This is a genomic window from Citrobacter sp. FDAARGOS_156, assembly GCF_001559235.2.
Taxonomy (GTDB): Bacteria; Pseudomonadota; Gammaproteobacteria; order Enterobacterales; family Enterobacteriaceae; genus Citrobacter; species Citrobacter youngae.
This window is the reverse complement of sequence record NZ_CP014030.2, coordinates 3,738,864-3,765,083: the sequence shown is the minus strand read 5'-3', so window position 1 is coordinate 3,765,083 and position 26,220 is coordinate 3,738,864. Positions and strand designations below refer to the sequence as shown.

The window sequence follows — 26,220 nt, the reverse complement described above, 5'->3', positions numbered from 1 at the left end:
TAACTCCTCTTTAGAATTAATTAATAAGATTACGATGCAACAACCATTCATCAATTTCTGATTCAAGCCATCCAACTGATTGTGTTCCAAGTTTTCTTTTCTTCGGAAAAGTTGGATCATATCGTGGCGACCTCGGGTTCAACCAGTCATAAATTGTGGCTCGCGAGATACCTGTTTTATGGATAACAGCTGGTAAGCGGAGTATCCTGACTGCTGATGAAGCGTTCATACTGGTTTGCCTCTTGTTAGTTCAGTTTGGTTCCAGCAAAGATTAGCTGCAAGGACTCTTCGAAGAAATACGGATAGCAAAGGTTTATTTTTAACAGTTTTAACCTGTTGATATTGTGAGGATAAATGTTTTCTATTAAAGATTTTAGTGAAGAAATTAGTCGAAAACGCAGTACCCTGTACAGTGCGATGAAAGACTGTGAATGGAGCGTGCATGCACAATTTCTGGATGAAAAGTATACAGATATGGAAGCTGAACTGACTATGATGAAAGAGCGTGTCTGGAACTCTAAGAAGCATGGTCCCGGAATATTGTTGTATTCGTCTTCTTATTTGAAGGAGCATAGGTACACCGACTCTCATAAGGACTTTCCATCAAATGAGAAAAGCATCGAGTTAGCTGAGCTTATTGAAAGTTATTGGAGTACATTGGAGGCTGAACTTCTGAGAGATAATGTTGCTGTCATTATCCATGAATATATCTCTATGGATAAACTTTTTAAATTTCACCTTACGTATGCACAGAAGTGCTATAAATGGGGTGAATTAGTTATATCAGACAATGAGGATGTTGCATTTGAAGCATTCAAAAAAGCATCTGAGTTATTTGATAAAAGCATGGGGATGGTTTGGTATAAGATCTCTGTAGATAAACAAACTAAACTTTTATCTACCAGGAATAGGTCAGGAAGAAAAGGTGGGATAAAAAAATCTGAAATGTATCGACCTATTCAGGAAAAACTGGTGGAACTTATAAATGATTTGGCTCCTGAAGAAGGATGGAGAAGTAAAGCCGCAGCGGTGAATGTTCTCATTGAACCTTTGAGGCTATTTATAGAAGAGTCAAAATTGAATGTTAATAAGCACGATAAAAAATATCGAATGCCAACTACCAGTCAGGTAGCCTTAGCCGATACTATTTTAAAATTGTGGTCTACAAATGTTGATAGTGTGAAACAGGCTTTCGAGGACACTGTAAGCAGAAAAAAAAGAACTGGTCAGTTGTATTAATCTTTTATGTGAATTTGGATAATAAGAATAAGCGCTCCCTTTTAAGCGCTTATTCGTGTATTAGCCGACAAGCCTTATACCTCTAATACCATCGCCAATCACACTTCCACGGTCAGCTGCCATAACAAAATCAGCCCACCACTGCATCATCGGGCGACGCTGTTCCAGGTAATCGCTGCGATTATATGCACGGCGAACCTCATTCTTATCCACATGGGCCAATGCCGCTTCAATAATATCAGGCGGAAAAGCCTGTTCATTAAGGGCTGTGCTGGCGATAGAACGCAAACCGTGTGAAACGAGCACACCACCAAAACCTGCACGTTTTAGCGATGCGTTAACGGTCTGGCTATTCATTGGCTGGTTGGGCTTAATACGGCTGGGAAAGATAAATTCTCGATTTCCACTTAACGGCTCCATCATCTCCAGTATCACAATTGCTTCATCTGACAATGGAACAGTATGGTCGCGGTTCATTTTCATGCGTGCTGCAGGAATCTTCCACTCTCGCGCTTCCATGTCTACCTCATCCCAACGAGCCTCAGCCGCTTCGGCAGGGCGGGTAATAGTAAGAAGTTGCCACATGAACAGGCACCGTGTCGAAAGGCTAATGCTGGCTGTTCGCATTGTCTGCATCAGTTGAGGTAGCTGATCCGGTCGAATGCTGGGCATGTTCTTTTTCTGAGGCTTCTCGAAGGCTTTACCGATATTAACGCTGGGAACAGCATCAATCAGCCCTGTGTTTTGGGCATAGATCATGACCTCATTAATGCGTTGGCACAGGCGACGAACGGTTTCCAGTGCTCCTCTGGCCTGAACCGGTTGGACGGCCTGAACCAGTGTGTGAGCTTTAATATCTGTAACGCTAACGTCGCCAATCGCAGGAAAGACATCTCTTTCAAGAGAGCGCCAGATATCGTCGGCATAGTCCTCTGTCACACTGGCTTTCTTCACATTCCACCAACGTTCAGCCACGAGCTGGAAAGTATTGGTTTTAGCTTCCAGCGAACTGCGAAGTTGTTCTTGCTGATGTTCCTGAGGGTCGATTTGTTTCGCCAGAAGAGAACGAGACTCTGCGCGATAGTTTCTGGCATCGGCAAGCGTAACTGACGGGTAGGGGCCTATGCTCTTCTTCGCACGTTTCTTGGCGACAGGGCGAATGTAGCGAAACTGCCAGATTTTACTCCCGCTGGATTTGATGAGTAGCTCAAGGCCATCACCATCATAGAGAACGTAGTCTGCTTCTTTGGGTTTGGCGGATTCGATTTCTTTAACGGATAGAGGTTTGGTTTGTCTTGCCATTGCCGGGTTTCCATAGTTTTAGGCACCTCAAAAACAATAAAGCTTTATGAGGTGCCTAACAAGGTGCCTAAAAGGTTCGGATTTAATTAGTTGGCATCAGACTTCGCGGGACAAATTGAGGGCACAAAAAAGCCCGCAGGGCTTGCGCCGTGCGGGCTCTTAGGACTTCATCGGATGACTCTGGTAATCACCGATGGAGAATTTTGGTGGAGCTGGCGGGAGTTGAACCCGCGTCCGAAATTCCTACATCCTCGGTACTACATGCTTAGTCAGTCTTTACATTCGCCTGGCACCTGCGGACAGACACGCCACTACCAGACTAGCCTGATTAGTTTTAACGCTTCAACCCCAGGCAGGGCATCCACGCGATCTCTTTTGGGTTTGACCTCTCTTTGATCCCCGTCTTAAGAGCGGAAGCTAGGGAGAGAGGGCTCAGAGCAGGTTATTAAGCTGCTAAAGCGTAGTTTTCGTCGTTTGCGACTATTTTTTTGCGGCTTTTTACGAGGCCAACCGCCCCTCGGCATGCACCTTGGGTTTCGCGAATCCCGTCGAATCCAGAATCAGCCCCAATGTGTTAGAACAAGTATAACAGACTTGTGACACGCGTGACCAGCCCCCGCAACCCTTTAACCGCAAGGATTTACCGCTCGCGCAGTGCTTCTTTTGCACGATTAAATGGTTTGATTAAATAGTCGACGATGGTTTTTTCACCTGTTTTTATATCCACAGTGGCAATCATGCCCGGTACGATAGAAAAATGGCGTCCCAGCTTGTTCTGTAAGAAGTCCTGATGGGTACGGATAAACACGCGGTAGTAGAAAATTTCCGGTTTCACTTTGTCCTGAATGGTGTCCGGGGAGATGGTTTCGACCACGCCCTCCAGCCCTCCGTAAATGGCGTAGTCATAGGCAGTAATCTTCACCAGCGCCCGCTGTCCGGGGTGGATAAACGCGATATCGCGCGGTGACAGGCGGGTTTCAATCAGCAAATGATCGTCTACCGGGACAATCTCCATCATTTCGCCGTTAGGAGGGATCACGCCGCCAATCGTGGTGACCTGGATGTTTTTTACGATACCGCGCATCGGGGCGCGAACGGTCAGGCGGGTGACGGAGTCTTCGCGACCTTTTAAGATAGCCGCCAGCATATCTACCTCGGCGTTGGCCTTCGACAGCGCTTCACGCGCCTGCACGTAATATTGCGAGCGCAGATCGGTTATTTTGAGTCCAAGATCGCTTTTTTGTCGTTGCAGGCGCAGCACTTCTACGTGGCTGGCGGCACCGCTTTTCTCCAGCCGTTGGGTAATGGCCAGCTCTTTATTTACCGAGACCAGCGCATCCTGCAGTTCCACCATAGAATCAGCAAGCTGCGCGCGACGGCTTTTATACAGCCGCGTTTCAGAGGCGATAAGATCCGGCCAGGCCTGCAGCGAGCTGGGGAACGTTAGCGGCAAATCGTTGACTTCGGCATTCAGTCTGGCGCTTGACGCTAAAGATGCGCGATAGCGGGCGGCGCTTTCACCCACGTTGGACTCCGAACGCGTTGGGTCGAGGCGGGCGACAATCTGGTTGGCCTGAACTTTATCTCCTTCGTGCACGCTGAGTTCGGCGAGGATCCCTCCGTCAAGCGACTGCAATACCTGTTCGCGCGAGCTGGGGATCACTTTCCCGCTGCCGGTTGAGACTTCATCCAGCTTGCCGAAATATGCCCAGATCCCCAGGACTGCAAACAGCAGCGTGCTGAGCAGAATAATGCGGCTGGCCCCGGAAAAACGGTGCTCGCGGCGAATATCGAGGTCGTCCATGGCGGCGTCATGCGGATTGGTTTTCATTTTTCCACTCCCGACTGTGAGTAGGGGCAGGTGCCCGGCTCGCATTCAACGCCTGCGCTTTCGGGGCATCCATGACCAGTTGACCCTCTTTGAGCACCACCACGCGTTCGACCAGTTCCAGAACCGGTACGCGATGGGTTGCAACAATCAATGTGCGGTTGCCCAGCCACAGGTTCAGACGCTGAATAAACTCCCGTTCGGTGTGTTCATCCAGAGAGGCGCTGGGTTCGTCGAGCAGGACAATATTGGGTGAGCGTAGCAGCATTCTTGCCAGCAGGATCGACTGCCGTTGGCCGCCGGACAGACCGTTGCCGCCTTCCATAATGGGGTGCGCCAGCCCTTTGGCGAGCTGTTTAACGAAAGCCGCCGCGCCGCTGACCTCCAGCGCTTCGAAGATCTGCGCGTCGCTGGCATGCGGTGCGCCGAGGGTCAGGTTCTCGCGTAGGGTGCCGAAAAACAGCCGCGCATTCTGGCTGAGAAAACCGATGTTGCGGCGTAAATCGGCCATATCGATCTGCGCCAGGCTCAGGTTGTCGAGCCGGACATCGCCCTGGATAATCTCCACACCACCCGCCATGGCCTGCAGCAGCGTTGATTTCCCGGCGCCGTTACGCCCGAGGATCGCCACCCGTTCGCCGGGCATGACCTCCAGGCGCGAGATCCGCAGCGGAACGCGCTGATCGTCGCTGTGGTAGCGAAAGTGTGCGTTCTCAAACAGATAATGGCCGTGAAAAATCTCCTGATGCACCCGGTCTTCGTCGTACTGCGTTTCGGTGGGAAGCTGCATGATGCTGTCTAATCCCATCTTCGCCGCCTTGACCTGTTGCCAGCGGGCCAGCACGCCGCACAGATTAGCCATCGGAGCAATCATTCTGGAACCGAGCATTGAGGCCGCCACCACGGCGCCGGTGGTCATCGTGCCTTCAATGACCATCGGCGCGCCAAACATAATGATGGCGGCGTAGACCAGGCTTTGTACTGACATCCCCCAGCCAATCAGCCCCTGAGTCAGCCTGCGCGTGCGCAGCCCGGACTCTCCGGTAATGCGGATATAGCTGTTCCACTGCTGTAAAAAGCGGTTTTCAGCTTGCATCAGCTTGATGTCTTCCAGACCCTGAACGCTCTCGACCAGCACCGCGTTGCGCAGGGTGGATTCATGGGCAGCCTGGTTGGCGAGCACCGCCAGCTTCTTCTGTAACAGTAAGCCAGGCAGGATCATCAGCAGGGCCGCGACAGGTGCAATCCACGCCAGCGGTGGGGCGATAAATGCCAGCACCACGATGAACAGAAAGAAAAACGGCAGATCGACAATGGTCGACATGGTTGAGGAGGTGATCATCTCGCGAACTTGTTCCAGCTCGCGCAGTTGAGAAATAAAGCTCCCCGTCGAGCGGGGGACAGCGCTGTTGCGCAGCCGCAATGCGTGGCTAAACACGCGATCGGAAATGCGCATATCGGCGCGTTTGCCGAGCAGGTCCATGATGTGGGTACGCGCTTCGCGCAGCAAAAAGCCAAACAGCACCGCGACCAGAACACCGGTAGAGAGAACATACAGCGTTGGATAAGACTGGGCGGGGATCACCCGGTCATAGACCTGCATCGAAAAAATAATCCCGGCGAGCGACAGGACGTTAATCAGAAAGGCGGCAATCATGACCGGCAGGTAAGGGCGGATATCTTGTAAAACCAGCTCGCGTATCCAGTCGGGTCTAAAGCGCGAAATATAGCGATCAACCCGACCGTCTTTTAACGCCGATAACGGGCGCAGTGCGGTGATAGTATGGATTTCTGGCAGAAGCTCAGCCACTGCCAGCCGGTTGCGTTGTCCCTCGTCGGCGATGATAAAAACATCCAGGGCATCTTCACCGTTAAAATGTTCGATCACCATGATTTGGCCGTCGTGCAGTTCCGCCACCACCGGTAAACGCCATTGGTTAAGTACCTGCTTTGCGGTATCCAGCGTATGAAAGGAAAGTCCCGCCTGGCGCGCTAATTGCGTCAAAGCAAGGGTTTTGCTTTTCCCCTCAAACCACGGGGCGTTAGCCTGAATAGCACCAGGCGAACAGGCAACGCGATAGTGGCTGGCAATATGCGTCATTGCCTGTGCCCACTGGCTCAGGGTGGGTTCGCCAATAGCATCTTCAACAACAGGCTCGACGTCGCTCATAGCTGGATCTCCACCGATTGAATGCTGCGGTTATTTAAGGCGAACGCCTGGCGCAACGATCCAGTGTTGTAGAGGCAGTTCAGTTGTAGCTGGCGAAGCTGGCTTTGGGTCTGGAGTTCGGCAAAACGGGCCTGGTACACCTCCTGTTCGGCGTTAAGAACATCAAGTAATGGGCGTGAGCCGAGATCCAGATACTGCTGTTGATACAGTTCGCGCGTTTGTTCGCTCAGCCGCTGCTGGCGGCGCAGGATCTGCAATGCAGTTGCGAGACTCATTGCCTGGCTGCGGGATTCCAGTAATTTCTGTCGTACTTCGAGTCGGGTGCGCTGAATAGAGTACTGTGCGGACTCTACCGCGTGGCTGGCGGCGTTGCGTCGGGCGGTGAGCCCGCCTCCTTGATACAGCGGCATTTCGACTTTTACCCACGCTGAGTACTGCGTTTTGTCGAGCACCTCATGGCTGGGGTATTTGTCGTTGAGATAGTGCTGAACAGATGGCTCCAGGGAAATGGTTGGCGTCATCTGCGCGTTGGCGTAATCAAGGTTGGCCTGCGCGACGTTCGCCTGCGCCCAGGCCGCCAGCACTGCAGGAACTAACTTATCCTCCGGTTTTACCACATCGCAACTGCTGTCCAGTTTTACCGGAAACTCATTGCTGATGCCGTTAAGCGAGTTCCAGCCGAGATAGCTCATCAATGTCGCTTTGCTACTGTCGAGATTGGCCTGATATTGCGCCAGTTGAGAACGTGCGGACTCGATACGCGCATCGGTTTGCACTACGTCTGACAGCGAGGTCGCCCCTTCATCATTACGTTCTCTGGTCAGTCGACCAATACCGTTTAGCGCGACCAGTTGCTCTTCGGCGGCATCCACCATCTGTTGCCATGTCTGAACCTGGACGATGGCATTGGCGGTAGCGTGAGCGACAGTATCGATGCTGAGTAACACGTTTGCCTGTTGCTGCGCTGAACCGGCGGTTTCGGCGCGCACCTGGCTGGCGACTTTGCCGAAGTCATACAGCATTTGTGACACCGAAATGACCAGTGCAGGGCTGAAGCCATGGTCAGTGTAGGTATTGCTGTAGCCGTTGTTCATTCCGGCTGTAACTTGCGGGTAATATTTCGCTTTCGCCACGTCTATCTGCTCATTTTGCGAGAGCAGTTTGCCAATGGATTCACGAATAGAAGGATGCCAGCTCACGGCGCGACTCACCGCGTCGTTAAGCGTCAGGCTTCCGGGAGCGGCAACGCTTAGCGGTAGATCGGCCACAGAACCATCCAGAGAGGGAAGCATCTGACTGGTTGCCAGCCCTTCCGGCGTAATAATTTGCGGTTCATCTTCGGCATTCGCACGAACGGAACAAAACGTTAATGCCAGCAGTACAGCAACAGGGGCGACATTTCTCATAGTTTATCCCTTGCAAAATAGGGCAGTGACGATTGTTATTGCCCCGGACGTCATGGCATCCGGGGCTGTTGTTATATCGTTATAGTGGTATGGCGTTCGTTTCAGGTCACAATGTGATTTTGTTGGATCAGCTCATCGAGCGTGGTGTGTACGTTCTCCAGCGTTACGAGGTTAGTGGTGTGGTACGTGTTGCCTGTACCGTCGCGATCAATGGACACGATGGTGTTGTTACCGCTGGTGGTCACTGTGAGGTAGTTGCCGAGCGTGGCATTTTGTCCGTTCCAGCCTACCAGCAGGTCGCCGATGTCGATTTTGTCGCCCTGAGCCAGTGAAAAGTTGGTCCAGTTGTCCGCAGTCCCGTTACCGCCGGTAGCGTCGTTGGCATTGAGCAGGTGATAAATCAGCGTATCGCCGTAGACCGATCCGGTGATGACGTCATGCTGTGCGGTGCTTGCCATCTGCGGGTTCATATTGATGGTCAGCGTAGCGGTGTCCGTGTGCCCGTTTTGGTCGTTCAGCGTATAGGTAAAGGTCTCTTTGCTGATTATCGACGCTACGGTTGTACCCGGCTTCAGCGTGTAGATGTATGAACCATCCAGGTTCATGGTCAGTGAACCATAATGACCCTGAATGGTTGCGCTACTGGCGCTGCCGGCCGGATTGAGGGTGGCGGTACTGCCGTTAAAACCGGTGACAGTGAGCTGGGTATGGACGGTTGAGAGCTGATCGTGCGCGCCAGCGGCATCACTGCCATCAAAAATATTGCCATTCACCGTCGTGGTGTTAACGTCCCAGGTATTGAGGTGCCATGTCGTACCCGTGACGTTTGGCGTAATGCTGACGTTGCCAACGGCCAGTCCCCCCATTGTTCCTGTGAAGCTGATGCTGTAATGACCAGCGGCTAGCTCAGCATTACCCAGCGAGACGGCAATTGAACTGCCTAACAGGCTGATAGAGCTGGCGGGTACAGAGCCAGAAAGCGAGAATCCGTCAGGACCGGTGATTGTCCAGGTTACGCCCAGCGTACCGACGGTGATAAGTGTGCCGATGCTAAAGTTGAGCGTGGCACCTTTCAGTACGTCATTTGTTGCGATATCAAACGAACCTGTACCGGTTGCTTTGCTCCCCAGCGTCGGAATTGTCGCGGTGCCCAGCGCGCCACTTCCATATGCCGCAGAGTCCTGAATGGTACTTACCGCCATCATGCTGCTGACGTCATTTACTGCGTCCAGCGCTTGCGGGGTCGCCGTAATGTTCAGCGAGGCGCTACCTGTATCGCCATTGGGGGCTTTGACCGTATAGACGAAACTGTCCGGTGTGCTGATACCGTCTGCGCCCAGTCCGCTTTTCAGCGTGTAGGTGTAGTTCCCTTTTGCATCAATAGTCAGGGTGCCGTATTGTCCGTTAATGGTGGTAGTGCCCGTTGCGTTAACGGCGACACCGTTCACTTCGGTGATAACGGTATTAGCCGGAGCCGAGTCGTTGGCCAGCAGATTTCCATTGGTTGCCGCACTCAGGCTGTCGACGGCGTAGGTGTGATCGGCCTGAATATTCAGGGTATAGCTGGTCAGCAGCGTCAGGCCGCCGGAAGCGTTAAGCAGGAACAGATAGTCACCGCCCGGCAGCGTAATGGTATACGCGGGTGAATTGCCGCTCAGTAGGGCGGTTACCCAGTTCGGTTGTACCCGGTACTGCTCATACTGCTGAATAGACTCGTTGAAGCGGTAGACATAGAGATCAAAGCCGCCCAGCGTTACGCCAAGTACGCTGGCCTGAACCGTTATCGTTCGGGTCGCGCCGTCATCAACGTTGAATTTAATCGGGTTGGTCAAACCGTTGACCAGGCTGACATCCAGCAATTGTCCCAAACCAACACTGGCGAGCGTGAAGCCGGTTTGTTGTGATGGATGGTTGTCGACTGCGATGACCTGCGTCCCGTAAGTCAGCGCAGCCACATCGTCTGCCGCCGTTACCGTACTGGTGGTCGGGGCCTGACCCAGCGTGACCACCAGTTTTGCCGAGGAGTGATCGCTACCATGCGTTAGCGTGTAAGTGAAACTTTCGGAACGGCCATACACTGAGATTGACGTATTGGTCAGGGTATAGGTGTAGCTACCATTCTGATTGATATGCAGAATGCCGTATTTCCCCTGCACATCAATGCCGCCCGCCGGGACGTTCACGACGTTGCCGTTACCGTCAGTGATAGCGGTGACCAGCGTGCCGGAAGGGGCGTTATCTTGACCGTTAGTTGGATCGGTATCGGTGATGATGTTACCGGATTCTGTGGTCCCCCCAGTGATGGTTCCGCCGTTGGTTTTCACCACGGCAACGTCCAGGCTGGTGTATGCGCCAGTCGCCAGCAGGTTAGTGTTGAAGCTGACCACGCGATAATCCCCGCCTGTCAGCCCATCATAATTGAGCGTCACTCCAGAGGCTCCGATGGTCAGCAAACTGGCAAAATTGGGTTTTGAGGTATCGACCACGGTTATCCAGGTGTTGAGCAAGGAGTCATAGCGCTGGATAACAATCTCCATTGAGCTTAATAGTGACAGCACAATGCCGGTCGCCGCGGCGTTAATGGTGATGGAGCCACTACCGCCAGACTGGATGCTGAAATTAACACTTGCCGTATCGTTACCCAGCACATTGGCGACATTACCCAGTGCGTTCACCAGCAGGAAACCGTAATCGCTTTGATGCTCAGTGCTGATTGTCACGTCAGTCTGTAGCGGCAAACGGGTGACATTATCTTCAGCCTGCAGGGGGAGTACCGGCGCGATGACGCTGGCAGGCGATGACGTGTTACCTGCCGCGTCGGTTGCCGTTGCAGATAACGACTGACCTTCAATCTGGCGTACAGGCAAGGCGGCACTGTAGACGCCACTGCTGTTGGCGACCGCTGTCACGCTGGTGCCGCCAGGCAGGGATATCGTCACCGTACTGCCGGCTTCGGCAATGCCGCTCACTGTTCCGCCATCGGCGCTGATCAAAATCGTAGGAGGTGGCGGTGGCGTGGTATCCACAATGACGCTGAACGAGCCAGACAAAACGCTCGAGCCGTTGGCATTTGTGGCGTTGGCAGTAAACGCGTGGTTGCCTTCGCTGAGCGCACCGGATGGGGTAAAGCTCCAGATCCCATTCCCGTCTGCGGTTGTGCTCCCCATCAACGTGCCGTTGTTATACAGGTTGATAACGGCGTTTGCCTGCGCAGTTCCGCTCAGTGTTGGGCGGGTATCATTCGTGGTTTTCCCGGCGGTGACCAGGCCCGTGATAGTGCCGACATCATCGAATACGCTGGAGATCACTGGCGCAGGCGGTACGCCGGTAAACGGGGCCAGCACGTTACCCGCCGTACCGATGTTGCCTGCGGCGTCCTGTGCGCTAACCAGCAGCGTTTGTCCACTAATTTGCGGTGGATTCAGGGTAAAGGTGAAGTTACCGGAAGCATTCGCTGTCGTGGTGCCGAGTACCGTTCCGCTACCAGAGGTGATAATGACCGTACTGTTCGCTTCGGCCACGCCGGTTAACGCCGTACCATTGGCGTTGACCGCCAGCCCGGTTGGAACACCGGGCGCGATGGTATCGACCACAATGGCTGCCGCAGACGATAATCCACTGGTATTCCCCGCCGCATCTGTCGCCGTGATGGTAAAAGAATGAGCCCCTTGAGCCAGAGCAGTGGACGGCGTGTAACTCCAGTTGCCGGTGCTGTCAGCCGTTACGCTGATAACAAAACTGCCATTATCATAAATATCGACTCGCGCGTTGGCCTCTGTGGATCCGTTCAGGGTTGGGCGTGAGTCATTGGTGGGCTGGTTGCTGCCAATCGCACCGGTGTTGGGGCCAACATCATCAATAATGCTACTTATTGAAGGCTGTGCCGGGGCTGTGGTGTCCACCACCACGGTAAAACCTGCTGTTGCGCCGCTGGTATTACCTGCCGCATCGGTAGCGGTTACAGTGAAGGTATGGGACCCGGTCGCGAGCGGCGTGGTCGGAGTAAATGTCCAGCTATTATTGCTTTGCACCAGCGCAGTACCAAGCAGAGTGTTCCCGTCATAGATGCTGACAGTGCTACCGGCTTCGGCGGTACCGTTGAGCGTTGGGCGGGCATCGTTGGTTAGCTGCCCATTGTTCAGCGCTGTATTGAAAACTCCCCCTGCGATGTCATCTATGACCGAGATCAGTTGTGGGATTGGCGGTGGGGTCGTATCGATATTAATAATAAATCCGCTTGAGGTGGCACCGATATTGCCTGCGGCGTCGGTGGCGATAGCAGTGAATGTATGTTGGCCGTTGCTCAGTGTGGATGGCAGATATTCCCACGTCCCATCTATTGTGGCTGTTACCGTCCCCAGCAGCGTGCCGTTATCGTAAATCGCGACCCGGGCATTCGCTTCCGTTGAGCCACTGAGCAGCGGACGGGTGTCATTGGTCCAGGCTCCACTGGACAGAGTCCCGGTGCCGGGCTGTACATCATCGACGGCCTGGATGATGGTGGGGGCAAGCGGGGCAACGGTATCCACAATGATGTTAAATGCGGCGGATGACTGACTGACGTTTCCGGCTGCATCCGTGGCGGTCACCGTGAGCGCATGGTTACCATTTCCAAGTCCGGCTGTTGGCGTGAAGTTCCAGGCTCCATTGGCGTCTACCGGAGCGGTACCGAGATAGGTGCCATTGTCATAAATTTTGATCGTGGAATTGGCTTCTGCCGTACCACTGAGCGTGGGTTGCGCATCATTTGTGACCTGGCCGTTGTTCAGATTGCCCGTCAGCGGGCCGACATCATCTGCGACCTGAGAAATGACGGGTATACCCGGCGATATGGTATCGACGATGAGCCCAAAGCCGTTCGACGCAAGGCTGGTGTTACCTGCACTGTCGGTCGCGGTGACGGTCAATGTATGTGGTCCGTTGCTCAGAGCATCCGTTGGGGTAAAGTTCCAGATACCTCCCGCACCCACGGTGGTAGTGCCAATGGGTTGACCATCGCTCAGAACGGTAATGGTTGCTCCCACTTCGCCCGTGCCACTCAGTGCCGGACGTGTTTCGTTTGTCGTCTGCCCATTGGTTATCGCGCCTGTTGTGGGCGCCGTATTGTCCAGCACCGTGCTAATGATGGGGGGCTGTGGGGCGATAGAATCCAGTTCGAGGGTAAAGGACGAAGATACCCCACCCATATTGCCCGCCTGGTCGGTGGCAACGGCGGTAAAGATGTGTTGCCCCTGAGTCAGTGGGGCATCCGGCGTGAAGCTCCAGTTGCCGGATTCATCAACCTGGGTTGTACCAATATCAACGCCTTTATCGCGGATGGTGATAGATGCGCCGATCTCTCCTTTGCCGTTCAGCGTGGGTTGTGCATCGTTAGTCAATTGTCCGTTAGTCAGCGATGTGTTGCCGGGTTGATCGTCAATCACCGAGGTAATGTTCGGCGCCGCGGGCGGCAGCGTATCAACTACCAGAACGAAAGGTGGGCTTGCCGGACTGATATTGCCAGCGCCATCCGTGACGGTTGCGGTTAACGAATGATTGCCTTCACTAAGTGCTGGAGCCGGTGTAAAGCTCCAGTTGCCGTTTTCATCGCTGGTGGTTGTGCCAATTACCGCGCCATTATCGCGAATGGTAACCACTGAATCGGCCTCGGTGACGCCAGCAAGCGTTGGGGTGTTGTCGTTGGTTAGCTGTCCGGATGTAAGGGATTGCGGGGTACCGACGTCGTCCGTTACCGTCACAATAGAGGGCGCGCTTGGGATTAACGTATCGACAATAATCCGGAAGCTGTTGGAGGGATCGCCCTGGTTGCCTGCCGCATCCGTTGCGCGTGCGGTAAAGATATGCTCGCCTTCTCCCAACCCATTTGTCGGAGTATAGCTCCAGTATCCGCTGCCACTCACGGTGGTTGTGCCAATCGCGATACCTTTATCGTAAAGGGTGATAGTCGCACCCGCTTCGCCGGTTCCATTGAAGGTCGGGCGTGCATCGTTGGTAATTTGTCCGGTATCTAACGATCCTGTACCTGGTAACACGTCGTCAATCACACTGGTGATCGCGGGTGCTTGTGGGGCGGCAGTATCGATAGTGATGGCGTAATTGGGCGACAACCCACTGGGTTCTGAGTTTACAGTTTGCGATACGGTGAAATTGTAGGTCGTGCCGTTTGTCAGTGGAGTGGATAATGGATAGCGCCATGCGCCGGAAACGGCATCGGCGGTGACCGTAGCGATTACATTCCCATCCTGATAAATTGTAACCGTTGCTCCTGCCGTGGCGGTTCCTTGTAACAGCGGTGAGGTGTCATTGGTGGATTTACCGTTGCCAATCACTCCTGTAACGGGAGAGACATCATCAATGATTTCGAGAGTTGGCGGATGCGGAATACTGGAAGTGGCCGCGTTAAACGGCGTAGGGTCGCTGCTATTGCCCGCCTGATCCTGGGCGATTGCATTCAGATTCTGCCCCGTAGTTTGTGCGGGTGATATCGTGACGGTGTAGACACCTGTAACGCTGTTCGCAATGCCCTGGCCCAGTACCGTGGTACCATTTCTGATGATGACGGTACTGCCCGGCTCGGCTGTCCCGCTCACCAGCGTGCCGTTCGGGTCAACATAGGTGACGATTGGCTCGGCAGGAGGCTGCGTATCGAGTATCAACATCACAGGGTTTCCTGCCGCCAGGGAATTACCCGCGGGATCCCTGGCGCCGAACGTCAGCGTGTGCGGGCCATCGCCCGTCAGCGTAATCTCAATACTCCAGCTACCATTCGCCGCAACGAGGGTTTCGGCAATGGGATTGCCGCCATCGAAAATGACTACCGTACTGCCCGGCGCACCGGTCCCGCTGATTGTTGGGGTGGTATCATCCGTGACGCTACCGTTGGTCAATGAACCGATAATGACGCCAGCGTCATCTTCAATATCTGTAACCTGCGGTAGGGTCAGCACGGTGCTGCTAACCGTAAACGCTACGCTGTTTGATGGGGTACTGGCGTTCCCCGCCGCATCGGTTGCAATGGCCGTTAGCGTATAACTTCCGTTTGCCAGTGCCGTCCCAGGAGTAATACTCCAGGTGGTGCCAACCACCGTTGTGGTACCGATAATCGTACTGCCGTTGTACAGCGTGATCGTGTCGCCGTCAGTGCCGGTTCCGCGAATAGTTGGCGTCGTATCATCTGTTATTGCGCCAGGTGCAAGATCGCCCTGGAAACCACCGACATTATCATTGACGGCAAGAATAACAGGGGAGGCAGAGGGCGTTGTATCGATCTCCAGGAGGATGGCATCTGATGGCGGGCTGACGTTGCCAGCAGGATCGGTCGCCGTAATGGTCACCTGATAAACATCCTGGGGAAGTGGCACTGATGGTGTAAAGCTCCAGCTACCGTCTGCCCCAACCGTTGCGGTACCCTGCGACGAAGAGTTGCCATTAAGATAGAGGGTAATGAGATCGCCGACACTTCCCGTGCCGCTGAACGTTGGCGTGGTGTCGTTAGTCATGCCGTTTGTCACGACCCCGGTTATCGGATTGACGTCGTCCGTAATGGTGGGCGGGAGCGGTTGCGTTGGCGGCAGATTATCCACCGTCAGCGTAAAGCCCGCCGATGGGATCCCTGTGTTGCCCGCCGCGTCGGTCGCCGTGGCGGTGAATTTATGCGGCCCATCGGCAAGTGAGGTCGGGGTAAATGTCCAGGTGCCGTCTGGCTGTACGGTAGTGATGCCGGCGAGGCCGCCATTCTCATAAATCGTAATTGTCGCACCCGGCTCACCTGTTCCGGACAGTTTAGGGTTGTCGCTTTTCGTGCTGCCGCCATTACTCAGTGCTTTAGTTTCAATGCCAATAAGCCCTTCCGCTGAGGTGATGATCGGGGCCGCGGGTGGTGTTGTATCGACAGTCAGCATGAAACTTCCGGCGGTACTGGCGTTACCCGCCGCATCTGTCGCGATAGCTGACAATGTGTGCGAGCCTTCACTAAGTGGCTGGGTGACCGGGAAACTCCAGCTTCCTCCGGCCACAACGGTGGTCGTTCCAATCGGTGTGGCACCATCGTAGATAGTGATGGTGGAGCCAACTTCTCCGGTCCCCTTCAGTGACGGCAGGTTATCGTTTGAACGGCTACCAGAAGGCAAGTCAACGGGTGCATTGCCGATGTCATCTGTGGCGGCTGAAATGACCGGAGCCCCAGGAGGCTGGGTGTCAACGGTAATGGTGACAGTGACGGGGGAGGTGACGACGTTACCGGCGGCATCTGTTGCGGATACTGTAAAATGATGGTCGCGATCGGCAAGCTGCTTGTTGTCCGGGACGGTATAGCTCCAGGTACCTGACTTGTCGATGAGCATCACCGTCATCAGCAAACCGTTATCATACAGGTTCACCAGCGAGCCTGGCTCGCCGGTCCCGGAGAGGGTCGGCGTGTTGTCGTTGGTTACCCCGTTGTTATTCGCGATGTTACCGGTGATGGTTCCGACGTCATCGTTAATCAGAGTAATAACCGGGACGGTCGGTGCGACGCTATCGACAATGATTTTCCAACTGGCGGCGCTACTGGTGTTGTTGGCGGCATCAGTTGCCGTAACCGTAAACACGTGTGCGCCCTGGCTCAGCGCGGTGGTCGGCGTGTAGTCCCAGTTACCATTGATATCGGCGGTAACGGTGGTTAGCAGGGTGCCATTATCATAAATTTTTACCTGCGAGCCCGCTTCGGCGGTGCCCTTAATTTCCGGTTTATCGTCGTTTGTCAGCGTGTTGTTATCAATTTTTCCGATGACGTCGGGAACATCATCTAAGACGGCAATAATAATCGGTTGGTCTGGCGCGGTAATATCCGGAGCCAGCGCGGAAGCGGGCAGACTTTCGTTGCCTGCGCTGTCCGTTGCGGTCACTTTTACCGTTTCACCATTGTTTTGTGACGGGGTGATCGACACGGCAAAGTGACCGCCGCTGTCTGCCTGACCCACGCCAATCGTATTCCCGTTGCTGTCTTTTACGGTGATAGTGCTGCCGATTTCAGCATGTCCACTGACTGAACCACCATCCCCGGCGACAATTACCCCTGTCGGTGCGTCAGGGGCGGTGCTGTCTGGCGCGGTGACTGCTGTGTTATCACTGGTATTACCTGCTGCATCCGTTGCATTGGCGACAAGATGTTCGCCGTTCGTTTGTGGCGGAACCAGTGTGGCGGTGAAATCTCCATCAGCATCAGCGGTGGTCGTGCCAATGATAGTGCCACCAGGATTGAGAATATGTACGGTACTGTTGGGCTCTGCCGTGCCGGAAACCTCATTGCCCGCGTTATTGATTGTCAGGTTTGCGGGCGGTAGCGGGGCGGTGATATCGGGAGCGAGTGCTGTTTCTGGCAAACTCGGGTTTCCTGCTGGATCGGTAGCGATAGCGGCTATGGTTTCGCCATTGGTTTGTGGGGGGTTTATGGTGATAGTAAACGAGCCATCTGACCCGGTAACGCCACTGCCGATTAAATGATTATTATTGTCGGTTATAGTCACGGTACTGCCGGGTTCAGCCGTACCAGTGACGACAGCACCATCGGCAGATACGTTCAGATTGTCTGGTGATAACGGCGGCTGAGTATCGATATTGATATTGAATGCCGTCGATATTCCCCCCGTACCCAGGTGGTTGGTTGCCGTAGCGGTGAAGGCGTATGAGCCGTCCCGCAAGTTTGTGCTGGAGGTCCAGTCCCAACTACCGTTGCTGTCGGCGACGACGCTGTCGATATATGCCCCGTTATTGTAAATTTTAACCGTACTGTTGGCGTCAGCTGTTCCGGAAAGCGTTGGGGTCGCATCATTAGTGGACTGATTGTTGGTCAATGACCCAACGGAGGGCGCGACATCATCCATAACGCTGACAATCACGGGGACGCCTGGATAACCGGAATTTGAGGCACTGAATGAGGTATCTGGCCCGATATTGCCTGCTTCATCCTGAATCTTTGCTGTCAGCGTTTCACCATGTGTTTGCGAGGGTGATATGCCAATAGTGAAGGTGCCGCCTGAACCGACGATTGCTGAACCCAGAACCTGGTTGTTACTGCCAATGATGGTGACAGTGCTTCCGGGCTCTGCACTACCCGTCACCATGGTGCCTTCCAGGTTCACTGAAGAAATTACTGCGGCGGCAGGTGGGGTGGTATCGACGGTAATGACCCAACTGTCTGAGATTGCGCTGCTGCCCGCATTGTTTGATGCGCTGACCGTAAACTGGTGAGCGCCTTCCGCGAGCGGGGAAGATGGAGTAAACGTCCAGTTGCCGTTGGCATCGATAGTGACCTGTCCTATTTCGACACCGTTATCAAAAATATGTAAGGTGGCATTTGCGGGGCCAGTGCCCTGAAGAGTAGGCGTATTATCGTTGGTGGATTCCTGCTGATTGACAGGACCTGTAATCAGCTCCTGATTATCGATCACGCTGGTAATAACGGGCACGTCTGGCATATTAGGGGTTGTTGTCGGCGGATCGCCACCATCGCCGTTGCCATTGTCATTGCCGTTGCCATTGCCATTGCCATTGCCATTGCCATTGCCATTGCCATTGCCATTGCCATTGCCATTGCTATTGCTATTGCCATTGCCATTGCCATTGCCATTGCCATTGCCATTGCTATTGCCGTTCCCACCATTATCGTTTCCGGCGTTGTTATCGCTCCCCCCACCGCCACCGCCACCTGCAGCGAGGCCAACTCCGCCAGCGACCGCGATCCCGCCAAGAACCCAGGGCCAAACTGCGCCTCCTTCATGACTGCCTTCGCTCGCCATCAATGGGGTGAGATCGTCCAGATGCTGATAGTGGAATGCGCCATCCGTATCCTGAACCCACCATAGTGCGCCGTTGCTATCTTCAAGTACGAGCTGGCTTTGTTCATCACCTTTGCCAACGTAAAAGTTTTTAATTGTGATAGTTTCACCAGAGCGGAGTGTGACAATCAGATCCTGATTTACGCGGGTAAGCTGACTGATTTCTTCACGAGAAACAGACAGCTTCACGATGGAAGGTGAATTGAGCGTGACTTCTGAAGCTTCAATATTTGTGGAAACACCAGTCAATTTTGATACAACGGCGAGTAGACGCATATATTCACTCCTGATGGCAGGCCGAGAGTATTAATCCACAATAGCGTGTTGGGAGAATGAGCTGACAGGTGCCCGTTCATCGTATAGATGAGTTTGCACATGTGGTTTCATTGATTAGGTCACGCAGGTATCAGTTTGTTTTTCGAATACGTCAGGGCCCCTGAGTCTGAATAGTTCTTTCGTATTAGATGATATAGTCAGAAAGGATGTATTACGCAAATTATCTATATTAAAAATACATTGAGGTAATTGAAAAGGATACTTTCCAGTACGTGTTTTGGTTGTTGTTGAAATCTAACTCGCTGTATATAAAGTTGTTTTTCCTCTTTGTGGTTTTTTACAAATCTAATAAACACCAGTAATAATAGTGTTATTGGTGAGGCGTAAAATATAAACGATACGCTCTTGAAGTTTTATTTTATTAAGCTATGGACCCGATAAAATAATGAAAAGACTATTTTAGGTTTGAACGATTCAGCGGTGTAAAAACTATAATTTTGGTGAATATAATGGGTGGGTTTCAATAACTAAACAATAAGAGCCAGCCTCATGATGAGAGACTGGCCGCTGAGAGGGGATTTATCGACCTGCATTTTTCATAATACGAGCTTTGTCCAACTGCCACTCACGTTCTTTTACATCGGAACGCTTGTCGTGCTGTTTCTTCCCTTTTGCGACGCCAATTTTGACTTTGCACCAGGCATTCTTCCAGTACAGCGAAAGTGCCACGACGGTGTAACCGTCACGATTCATGCGTCCATATAAGGAGTCAAGTTCGCGTTGGTTTAACAGAAGCTTACGGGTGCGAGTAGGGTCACACACGACGTGCGTTGAGGCAACGGCCATCGGCGTGAAGTTGGCGCCAAACAGGAACGCTTCGCCGTCTTTGAGAATGACATAGCTATCGCCAATATTGGCCTTTCCTGCGCGCAGGGATTTGACTTCCCAGCCTTGCAGTGCGAGTCCAGCTTCGAACTCTTCTTCAATAAAGTATTCGTGTCGTGCGCGCTTGTTGAGCGCGATTGTGGCTGAGCCAGGTTTGTGTGCTTTTTTCTTCGTCATAATGCCGCTCAGTATAGGTAATCTGGAATTGAAAAACACCCCATTTCATCCAGCGGGGCGCAAGGCGCTATCTTAGCACGAGTTGGGCTATAGCGTTTTTTTTAGCGGATGATAAATGGTATTATTTGCACGATTGATATTGATGGAAATTGTTATGCCTCAGATTAGCCGGACCGCTTTAGTACCTTACAGTGCGGAACAGATGTATCAGTTAGTGAATGATGTTAAATCCTATCCTCAGTTTTTACCGGGTTGCACCGGAAGCCGCGTCCTGGAGTCGACTCCGGGGCAAATGACGGCCGCTGTGGATGTCTCGAAAGCAGGGATCAGCAAAACGTTCACCACGCGTAATCAACTGACCAGTAACCAGAGCATCCTGATGCATCTGGTCGATGGACCGTTCAAGAAACTGATTGGCGGCTGGAAGTTTACGCCACTAAGTCATGAAGCGTGTCGTATTGAGTTTCATCTCGATTTTGAGTTCACCAATAAGTTAATCGAACTGGCGTTTGGCCGCATCTTTAAAGAGCTGGCTTCTAATATGGTGCAGGCCTTCACGGTTCGCGCGAAAGAGGTTTACAGTGTCAGCGTCGGCTAAAATTGTCGTTGAAGTAGCGTACGCGCTGCCCGAGAAACAGTATCTGCAGCGCGTGACGTTGCAGCAGGGCGCAACCGTCGAAGAGGCGATTCGCGCTTCGGGATTGCTGGAGCTACGTACTGATATCGATCTCAGCAAAAATAAGGTGGGCATCTACAGCCGTCCGGTTAAGCTTGCTGATGTTTTGCATGACGGCGATCGGGTGGAAATTTATCGGCCATTGATTGCTGATCCGAAAGAACTGCGCAGGCAGCGAGCAGAGAAATCCGCTAAAAAATAACAGACAATAAAAAAGGTGCTCATTGAGCACCTTTTTTTGATCTCTCAAACCTACTTGTTGTCGGTCAGAGCAGGTTTGTTATCAATGTTGGTTAATACGCCGCTGCTGTTAAAGGTCAGCGTCAGCGTTTGCTGAGTAACGCCTTCATGCCCTGGCTGCTGACGGAACACATAAAACCAGGTGTTAGTACCAAAAGGATCGGACATCATTGGTGTACCCAGTGCATAAGCAACTTGCTGTTGCGTCATACCTGTACGCACTTTGGCGACATCGGTAGGTGTCAGATAATTTCCCTGGTTGATGTCAGGGCGGTAAACCACTCGCTCCAGAGTGGAACAGCCTGCAGTCAACATCAGTAGTACTGCTGCAGCAGCAGTCAGCGTTTTACAGCGCATAGTGATTTGATTCCTTTTCGGGCCCGAGCAGTACGTGGCTCATATGTAATATGCCGATGATAATAGACCTTTCACCACTTTAAAACCTTTTGCTGTCGGGTCGGTCGGCGATTTTATGTTGAACTCAGACCGTCACAAGGTAAAAAAGTTTATGCCGCTAGCAGTTCTTTTGCATTTGCGAGGGTATTACGCGTCACTTCGCTACCGCCAAGCAGGCGGGCTAATTCCTGCAGGCGAGCGCGTTTATCCAGCGGCTGCATGTGTGTTTCGGTCATTGCGCCGTCAGTTTCTTTGCTGACATAGAAATGTTGATGACCGCAACCAGCAACCTGCGGCAGGTGAGTCACACACATCACCTGGGTTGATTCACCCAATTGACGCAGTAGCTTACCCACAACCGCTGCCGTCGGACCACTGATACCAACGTCGACTTCATCGAAAATCAGCGCAGGAGTTTCCATTTTACGCGCGGTAATCACCTGAATAGCCAGCGCAATGCGCGACAACTCACCACCGGAAGCGACTTTCGCAATCGGCTGTAACGGCTGACCCGGGTTAGTGGTAACTTTGAATTCCACACGATCGGCACCGTCTGCGCTCAGATGGTGTTCCTCAAATTTCACATCAATGCAAAAGACACCGTGCGGCATCGAGAGAGCATGCATGCTTTCTGTGATGAGTTTCCCCAATTCCTGAGCATAATGCTGGCGCTGTTGGTGCAGCATTTTTGCCGTTTCCAGCGCCTGCTGGTGGTGCGTGTTTACCGCCAGGGTTAAGGTTTCGAGCGAATCAGCCTGATCGTCAAGCTGCTGTTGCTCATCAAGCAGGGACTGGTAAAACTGTGGCAGTGCTTCAGGGGCGACGTGATGCTTACGCGCCAGAGAGATTTGCTTAGAAATTCGCTGTTCAAGCTCGAACAAACGGTTAGGGTCTAAATCCAGACGATCGCAATAGTGGCGCAGCTCATCGCTGGCTTCGCTGAGCTGGATTGTCGCCTCTTCCAGCATGTCCAGAATACCGGAGAGCTTACCGTCCATTCCCGCCAGTTCGCTGACCAGCTGTTTTGCCGTGTACAGCTGGCTTTGCAGGTTAATGTCTTCGCCGTCTGCCATGATAGCCAGCGCTTGCTGGCTGGTGGTGAGCAACTGCCCGCTGTTAGCCAGACGCTTGTACTCTTCATCAATTTGCTCAAACTCGCCCGGTTGTGGGTTAAATTCGTTCAGTTCTTTTAACTGGTATTGCAATAGCTCTGCCCGGGCTGCGCGTTCCTGGCTTTGTTGCTGATGATGTGCCAGGTCACGGCAGCTTTGGTGCCACAGTTGGTAGCGCACAGCCATTTCCTGAGTCAGGGACGCTTCATTGGCGTAGCCATCAAGCAGGGATTTTTGGTGTTCTGATTTTGTCAGGAGCTGATGCGCATGCTGACCGTGGATTTGAATAAGCAACTGGCCCAACTCGCGCAGCTGTGACAGCGGTACGGCAGTGCCATTGATAAATCCGCGGGAGCGTCCGTCGCTGCTGATTACGCGGCGTAACAAACACTCACGACCTTCTTCAAGCTGGTTCTCTTCCAGCCAGCGCAGGGCCGCAGGGGTATCTTTTAAAGAGAAGCGCGCGCACAGATCGGCGCGTGTGGCATCTGTACGTACCATGTCGGCCTCTGCCCGCCCGCCCAGACACAACCCGAGAGCATCAATGGCAATGGATTTACCCGCACCGGTCTCGCCGGTGATGACGGTCATTCCGCTTTGGAAATCGATCTCCAGTTCACGAACGATAGCAAAATTGCTGATGGTCAGTTGTGCCAACATAGCTGTTTTCCTGTATGAAAAACCATAACTGTAATTACATACAGTATAAACTGGTTTTTTATACAGTAAAGAGGTTGACGTTAAATTAGAATAATTTTTTTGACCAGCCTAATTTAGTGCTTAATGTATTGAAATAACTGTAATCTTTTGGGTGTATCAGGTTCAGATGATAATCACAGCGGCGAATCAATACGTCTTCACCTTCCTGTATAGGCAGGGCGATCTGGCTGTCGCAGCTGATCTCAAGATCGTTACGGCGATGAGAGAAGCGCAGGCGAATGGTGCTGCTACTGTTGATCACCAGCGGTCGTGCGGAAAGCGTATGTGGGAACATCGGCACCAGTGTAATGGCATCCAGCGAAGGCGTCAGAATTGGGCCTCCGGCAGAGAGCGAATAGGCGGTAGAGCCGGTCGGGGTGGAGATAATTAGCCCGTCTGAACGCTGGGAAAAGGCAAAGATTTCATCGATATAGACTTCAAATTCAATCATGTGCGCCACTTTTCCGGGGTGCAACACAACTTCATTGATCGCAGTGCTAATGCGCTTCTGGCAATCCTGTTGGCACACCTGGGCTTCGAGTAAAAAGCGCTTTTCGCTGATGTAGTGGCCTTCCAGTACGTCAGCTAATTGCTGTTGGGCATTGTCCGGGTCAAGATCGGTCAGAAAACCGAGATTGCCGCGGTTAATCCCGATAACTTTGATGTCATAGCGTGCCAGGGTGCGTGCAGCCCCCAGCATATTGCCGTCGCCACCGACGACTACGGCGAGGTCTGCTTGCTGACCAATTTCTGCGAGCGTACCGGTTTTCACATTTTTCAACTGCAGCTCGTGGGCGATTTGTTGCTCAACGATAACCTCATAACCTTTGACGCACAGCCAGCGGTAGAGCATTTCATGTGTGGTCAGTGCAGTGGGGTGACGTGGATGCCCCACAATGCCAATACACTTGAAATGTTTGTTCATTTTCTCGAGGTCCTTGTAACGAAGATTAGTGACAATGTGAGTACTTCCCTTGAAACCCTGAATCTTATCCCCATAATAATCCAGGTTAGCGAGATGAATGCGAAAAAAACGCGGAGAAATTCATGAGTAGTAAAGAACAGAAAACGCCTGAGGGGCAAGCCCCGGAAGAAATTATCATGGATCAGCACGAAGAAGTTGAGGCGGTAGAATCAGACGCTTCTGCTGAGCAGGTGGATCCGCGCGATGAAAAGATTGCGAATCTGGAGGCTCAGCTTGCAGAAGCTGAAACGCGCGAGCGTGACAGCGTGTTGCGTATCAAAGCGGAAATGGAAAACCTGCGTCGTCGTACCGAACTGGACGTAGAAAAAGCGCATAAATTTGCGTTGGAAAAATTCGTCAACGAACTGCTGCCGGTGCTGGATAGCCTGGACCGCGCGCTGGAAGTGGCGAACAAAGATAATGACGCGATGGCGGCGATGGTTGAAGGTATTGAACTGACCCGCAAGTCGATGCTGGATGTTGTGGCGAAGTTTGGCGTGCAGGTGGTTGCGGATATCGATGTGCCGATGGACCCGAACGTACACCAGGCTATTGCAATGGTTGAGTCTGATGAAGTTGCTGCCGGTAACGTGCTGATGGTCATGCAGAAAGGCTATACCCTTAACGGACGTACCATTCGCGCGGCAATGGTGTCTGTGGCGAAAGCAAAAAGCTAATCAGCCTCAGACCGGGTAGTGCTGATGCGTTACCCGGTCTGGATTATCCTCACTGGTCAGATACGCTTTCTCGTAGCGGTTTGACCGGCAATACCTGCACCTGCTTAATCATATTGTCCTGCACGTCGAGAATATCGATATCGTACTGCCCAATACGCACTCGCGTGCCGGCAACGGGGATCTCTTCCAGTGCTTCAAGGATAATACCGTTTACCGTTCGCGCATCATCTTCCGGCAAATGCCAGTTAAATGCCTTATTGATTTCACGAACGTTGGCGCTGCCATCAATAATTACTGAACCGTCATTCTGCGGCGTGACTTCTTCGGCAAGCGTTGGTGACATTGACGTGGTGAAGTCACCGACAATCTCCTCCAGAATATCTTCAACGGTGACCAACCCCTGAATATCGCCATATTCGTTGACCACCAGGCCGACCTTCTTCTTATTACGCTGAAATTTGATCAACTGAGTGCTGAGCGGGGTGCCTTCCGGGACAAAGTAGATCTCGTCGGCGGCGCGTAGCATGGTCTCTTTGGTGAACTCCTTTTTCTCGGCCATGAGTCGCCACGCTTCACGCACGCGCAACATGCTAATGGCATCGTCCAGCGAGTCGCGGTACAGCACAATACGCCCGTGCGGGGAGTGAGAAAGTTGGCGGACGATAGACTTCCAGTCATCGTTAATATCGATACCGATGATTTCGTTACGCGGGATCATAATGTCATCGACGCTGACTTTTTCCAGGTCCAGCACGGACAGCAGCATATCCTGGTTACGACGAGAGATTTGCGAGCGCGATTCATTCACCAGCGTGCGTAGTTCATCTTTACTCAGTGAACCGCTCACCACGATATCCGTTTTGATGCCCATCATCCGCATCAGCAGACGCGTGATGGTATTCAGTAACCAGACAAGCGGCATCATCAGTACTTGCAGTGGCGCTAACAACACGCTGCTGGGATAGGCCACTTTTTCTGGATACAGCGCGGCAATGGTTTTGGGCAATACTTCAGCAAATACCAGTACCACAAAGGTCAGGACCCCAGTGGCGATTGCCACGCCCGCATCGCCATACAGACGCATACCGACAATGGTCCCGAGTGCGGAGGCCAAAATATTCACCAGGTTGTTGCCAATGAGGACCAGGCTTATCAGACGGTCGGGCTTACGAAGTAATTTCTCAACGCGTTTTGCCTGACGATTTCCCTGTTTTGCCCGGTGTCGCAGACGGTAGCGGTTCAGGGTCATCATTCCGGTTTCGGAACCGGAAAAATAGGCGGAAATGACCACCATAATGAGAAGCGTGACAATAAGCGTGGTGGTGGAGATGTGTTCCACGTAGGGTTCCTTAAAGA

15 protein-coding genes and 1 other RNA gene are annotated in these 26,220 nt (G+C 52.7%); 4 read left to right on the top strand and 12 right to left on the bottom strand.

Translation table 11 applies throughout. The annotated features are described in order from the left end of the window. Positions 1 to 16 precede the first annotated feature (16 nt). Positions 17 to 229, bottom strand: a complete 213-nt coding sequence (locus AL515_RS18515; protein ID WP_071887378.1) for an AlpA family transcriptional regulator — start codon at positions 227 to 229, stop codon at positions 17 to 19. A gap of 125 nt (positions 230 to 354) precedes the next feature. On the opposite strand from AL515_RS18515, the gene AL515_RS18510 reads away from it, so the two are divergent. Beyond that, entirely contained in the window at positions 355 to 1,239 is an 885-nt protein-coding gene (locus tag AL515_RS18510) for a hypothetical protein (RefSeq protein ID WP_061068385.1), read from the top strand. Positions 1,240 to 1,299: 60 nt separating this feature from the next. Here the strand turns inward: AL515_RS18510 and AL515_RS18505 are convergent, their stop codons facing one another. From AL515_RS18505 to smpB, 7 genes are all read right to left on the bottom strand, one after another. Next, positions 1,300 to 2,541: an integrase gene (locus tag AL515_RS18505; protein WP_061068384.1), complete on the bottom strand. Its 1,242-nt coding sequence runs from the start codon at positions 2,539 to 2,541 to the stop codon at positions 1,300 to 1,302. A 204-nt stretch (positions 2,542 to 2,745) separates the two neighbouring features. Then, positions 2,746 to 3,109, bottom strand: a transfer-messenger RNA (tmRNA) gene (ssrA, locus tag AL515_RS18500). Between the two features lie 72 nt (positions 3,110 to 3,181). Then, positions 3,182 to 4,345 (bottom strand): HlyD family efflux transporter periplasmic adaptor subunit, encoded by a 1,164-nt coding sequence (locus AL515_RS18495; RefSeq protein WP_105242216.1) that lies wholly within the window; start codon positions 4,343 to 4,345, stop codon positions 3,182 to 3,184. Between the two features lie 7 nt (positions 4,346 to 4,352). Continuing rightward, on the bottom strand, positions 4,353 to 6,539 hold the full coding sequence (locus tag AL515_RS18490) for a type I secretion system permease/ATPase (RefSeq protein WP_061068382.1): 2,187 nt from the start codon (positions 6,537 to 6,539) through the stop codon (positions 4,353 to 4,355). Beyond that, positions 6,536 to 7,945, bottom strand: a complete 1,410-nt coding sequence (locus AL515_RS18485; RefSeq protein WP_048212944.1) for a TolC family outer membrane protein — start codon at positions 7,943 to 7,945, stop codon at positions 6,536 to 6,538. Before AL515_RS18485 ends, AL515_RS18490 begins: the two co-directional genes overlap by 4 nt. Positions 7,946 to 8,046: 101 nt before the next feature. Then, positions 8,047 to 19,038, bottom strand: a complete 10,992-nt coding sequence (locus tag AL515_RS18480; protein ID WP_061068381.1) for a BapA/Bap/LapF family large adhesin — start codon at positions 19,036 to 19,038, stop codon at positions 8,047 to 8,049. Positions 19,039 to 19,617: 579 nt separating this feature from the next. Beyond that, complete coding sequence (gene smpB / locus AL515_RS18475; protein WP_003031211.1) at positions 19,618 to 20,100, bottom strand: SsrA-binding protein SmpB; 483 nt, start codon at positions 20,098 to 20,100, stop codon at positions 19,618 to 19,620. Between the two features lie 154 nt (positions 20,101 to 20,254). On the opposite strand from smpB, the gene ratA reads away from it, so the two are divergent. Both ratA and AL515_RS18465 read left to right on the top strand, forming a co-directional pair. Next, positions 20,255 to 20,698 (top strand): type II toxin-antitoxin system toxin RatA, encoded by a 444-nt coding sequence (gene ratA / locus AL515_RS18470; RefSeq protein ID WP_003031213.1) that lies wholly within the window; start codon positions 20,255 to 20,257, stop codon positions 20,696 to 20,698. Further along, the gene (locus AL515_RS18465; RefSeq protein ID WP_003839823.1) at positions 20,682 to 20,978 is read left to right on the top strand and encodes an RnfH family protein; all 297 of its coding nucleotides are present in this window, start codon (positions 20,682 to 20,684) and stop codon (positions 20,976 to 20,978) included. The genes ratA and AL515_RS18465 overlap by 17 nt, the downstream gene beginning before the upstream one ends. A 50-nt stretch (positions 20,979 to 21,028) precedes the next feature. Here AL515_RS18465 and bamE read toward each other — a convergent pair whose 3' ends face one another. The 3 genes from bamE to nadK form a co-directional block, all read right to left on the bottom strand. Beyond that, positions 21,029 to 21,373 (bottom strand): outer membrane protein assembly factor BamE, encoded by a 345-nt coding sequence (gene bamE / locus AL515_RS18460; RefSeq protein ID WP_003826401.1) that lies wholly within the window; start codon positions 21,371 to 21,373, stop codon positions 21,029 to 21,031. A 149-nt stretch (positions 21,374 to 21,522) separates the two neighbouring features. Further along, positions 21,523 to 23,184 (bottom strand): DNA repair protein RecN, encoded by a 1,662-nt coding sequence (gene recN / locus AL515_RS18455; RefSeq protein ID WP_061068380.1) that lies wholly within the window; start codon positions 23,182 to 23,184, stop codon positions 21,523 to 21,525. An 85-nt stretch (positions 23,185 to 23,269) separates the two neighbouring features. After that, on the bottom strand, positions 23,270 to 24,148 hold the full coding sequence (gene nadK, locus AL515_RS18450; protein WP_005130436.1) for an NAD(+) kinase: 879 nt from the start codon (positions 24,146 to 24,148) through the stop codon (positions 23,270 to 23,272). 122 nt (positions 24,149 to 24,270) lie between these two features. On the opposite strand from nadK, the gene grpE reads away from it, so the two are divergent. Beyond that, positions 24,271 to 24,864, top strand: a complete 594-nt coding sequence (grpE, locus tag AL515_RS18440) for a nucleotide exchange factor GrpE (protein ID WP_048212941.1) — start codon at positions 24,271 to 24,273, stop codon at positions 24,862 to 24,864. Between the two features lie 49 nt (positions 24,865 to 24,913). Here grpE and AL515_RS18435 read toward each other — a convergent pair whose 3' ends face one another. Further along, the gene (locus AL515_RS18435) at positions 24,914 to 26,203 is read right to left on the bottom strand and encodes an HlyC/CorC family transporter (protein ID WP_101742785.1); all 1,290 of its coding nucleotides are present in this window, start codon (positions 26,201 to 26,203) and stop codon (positions 24,914 to 24,916) included. Positions 26,204 to 26,220: the final 17 nt, after the last annotated feature.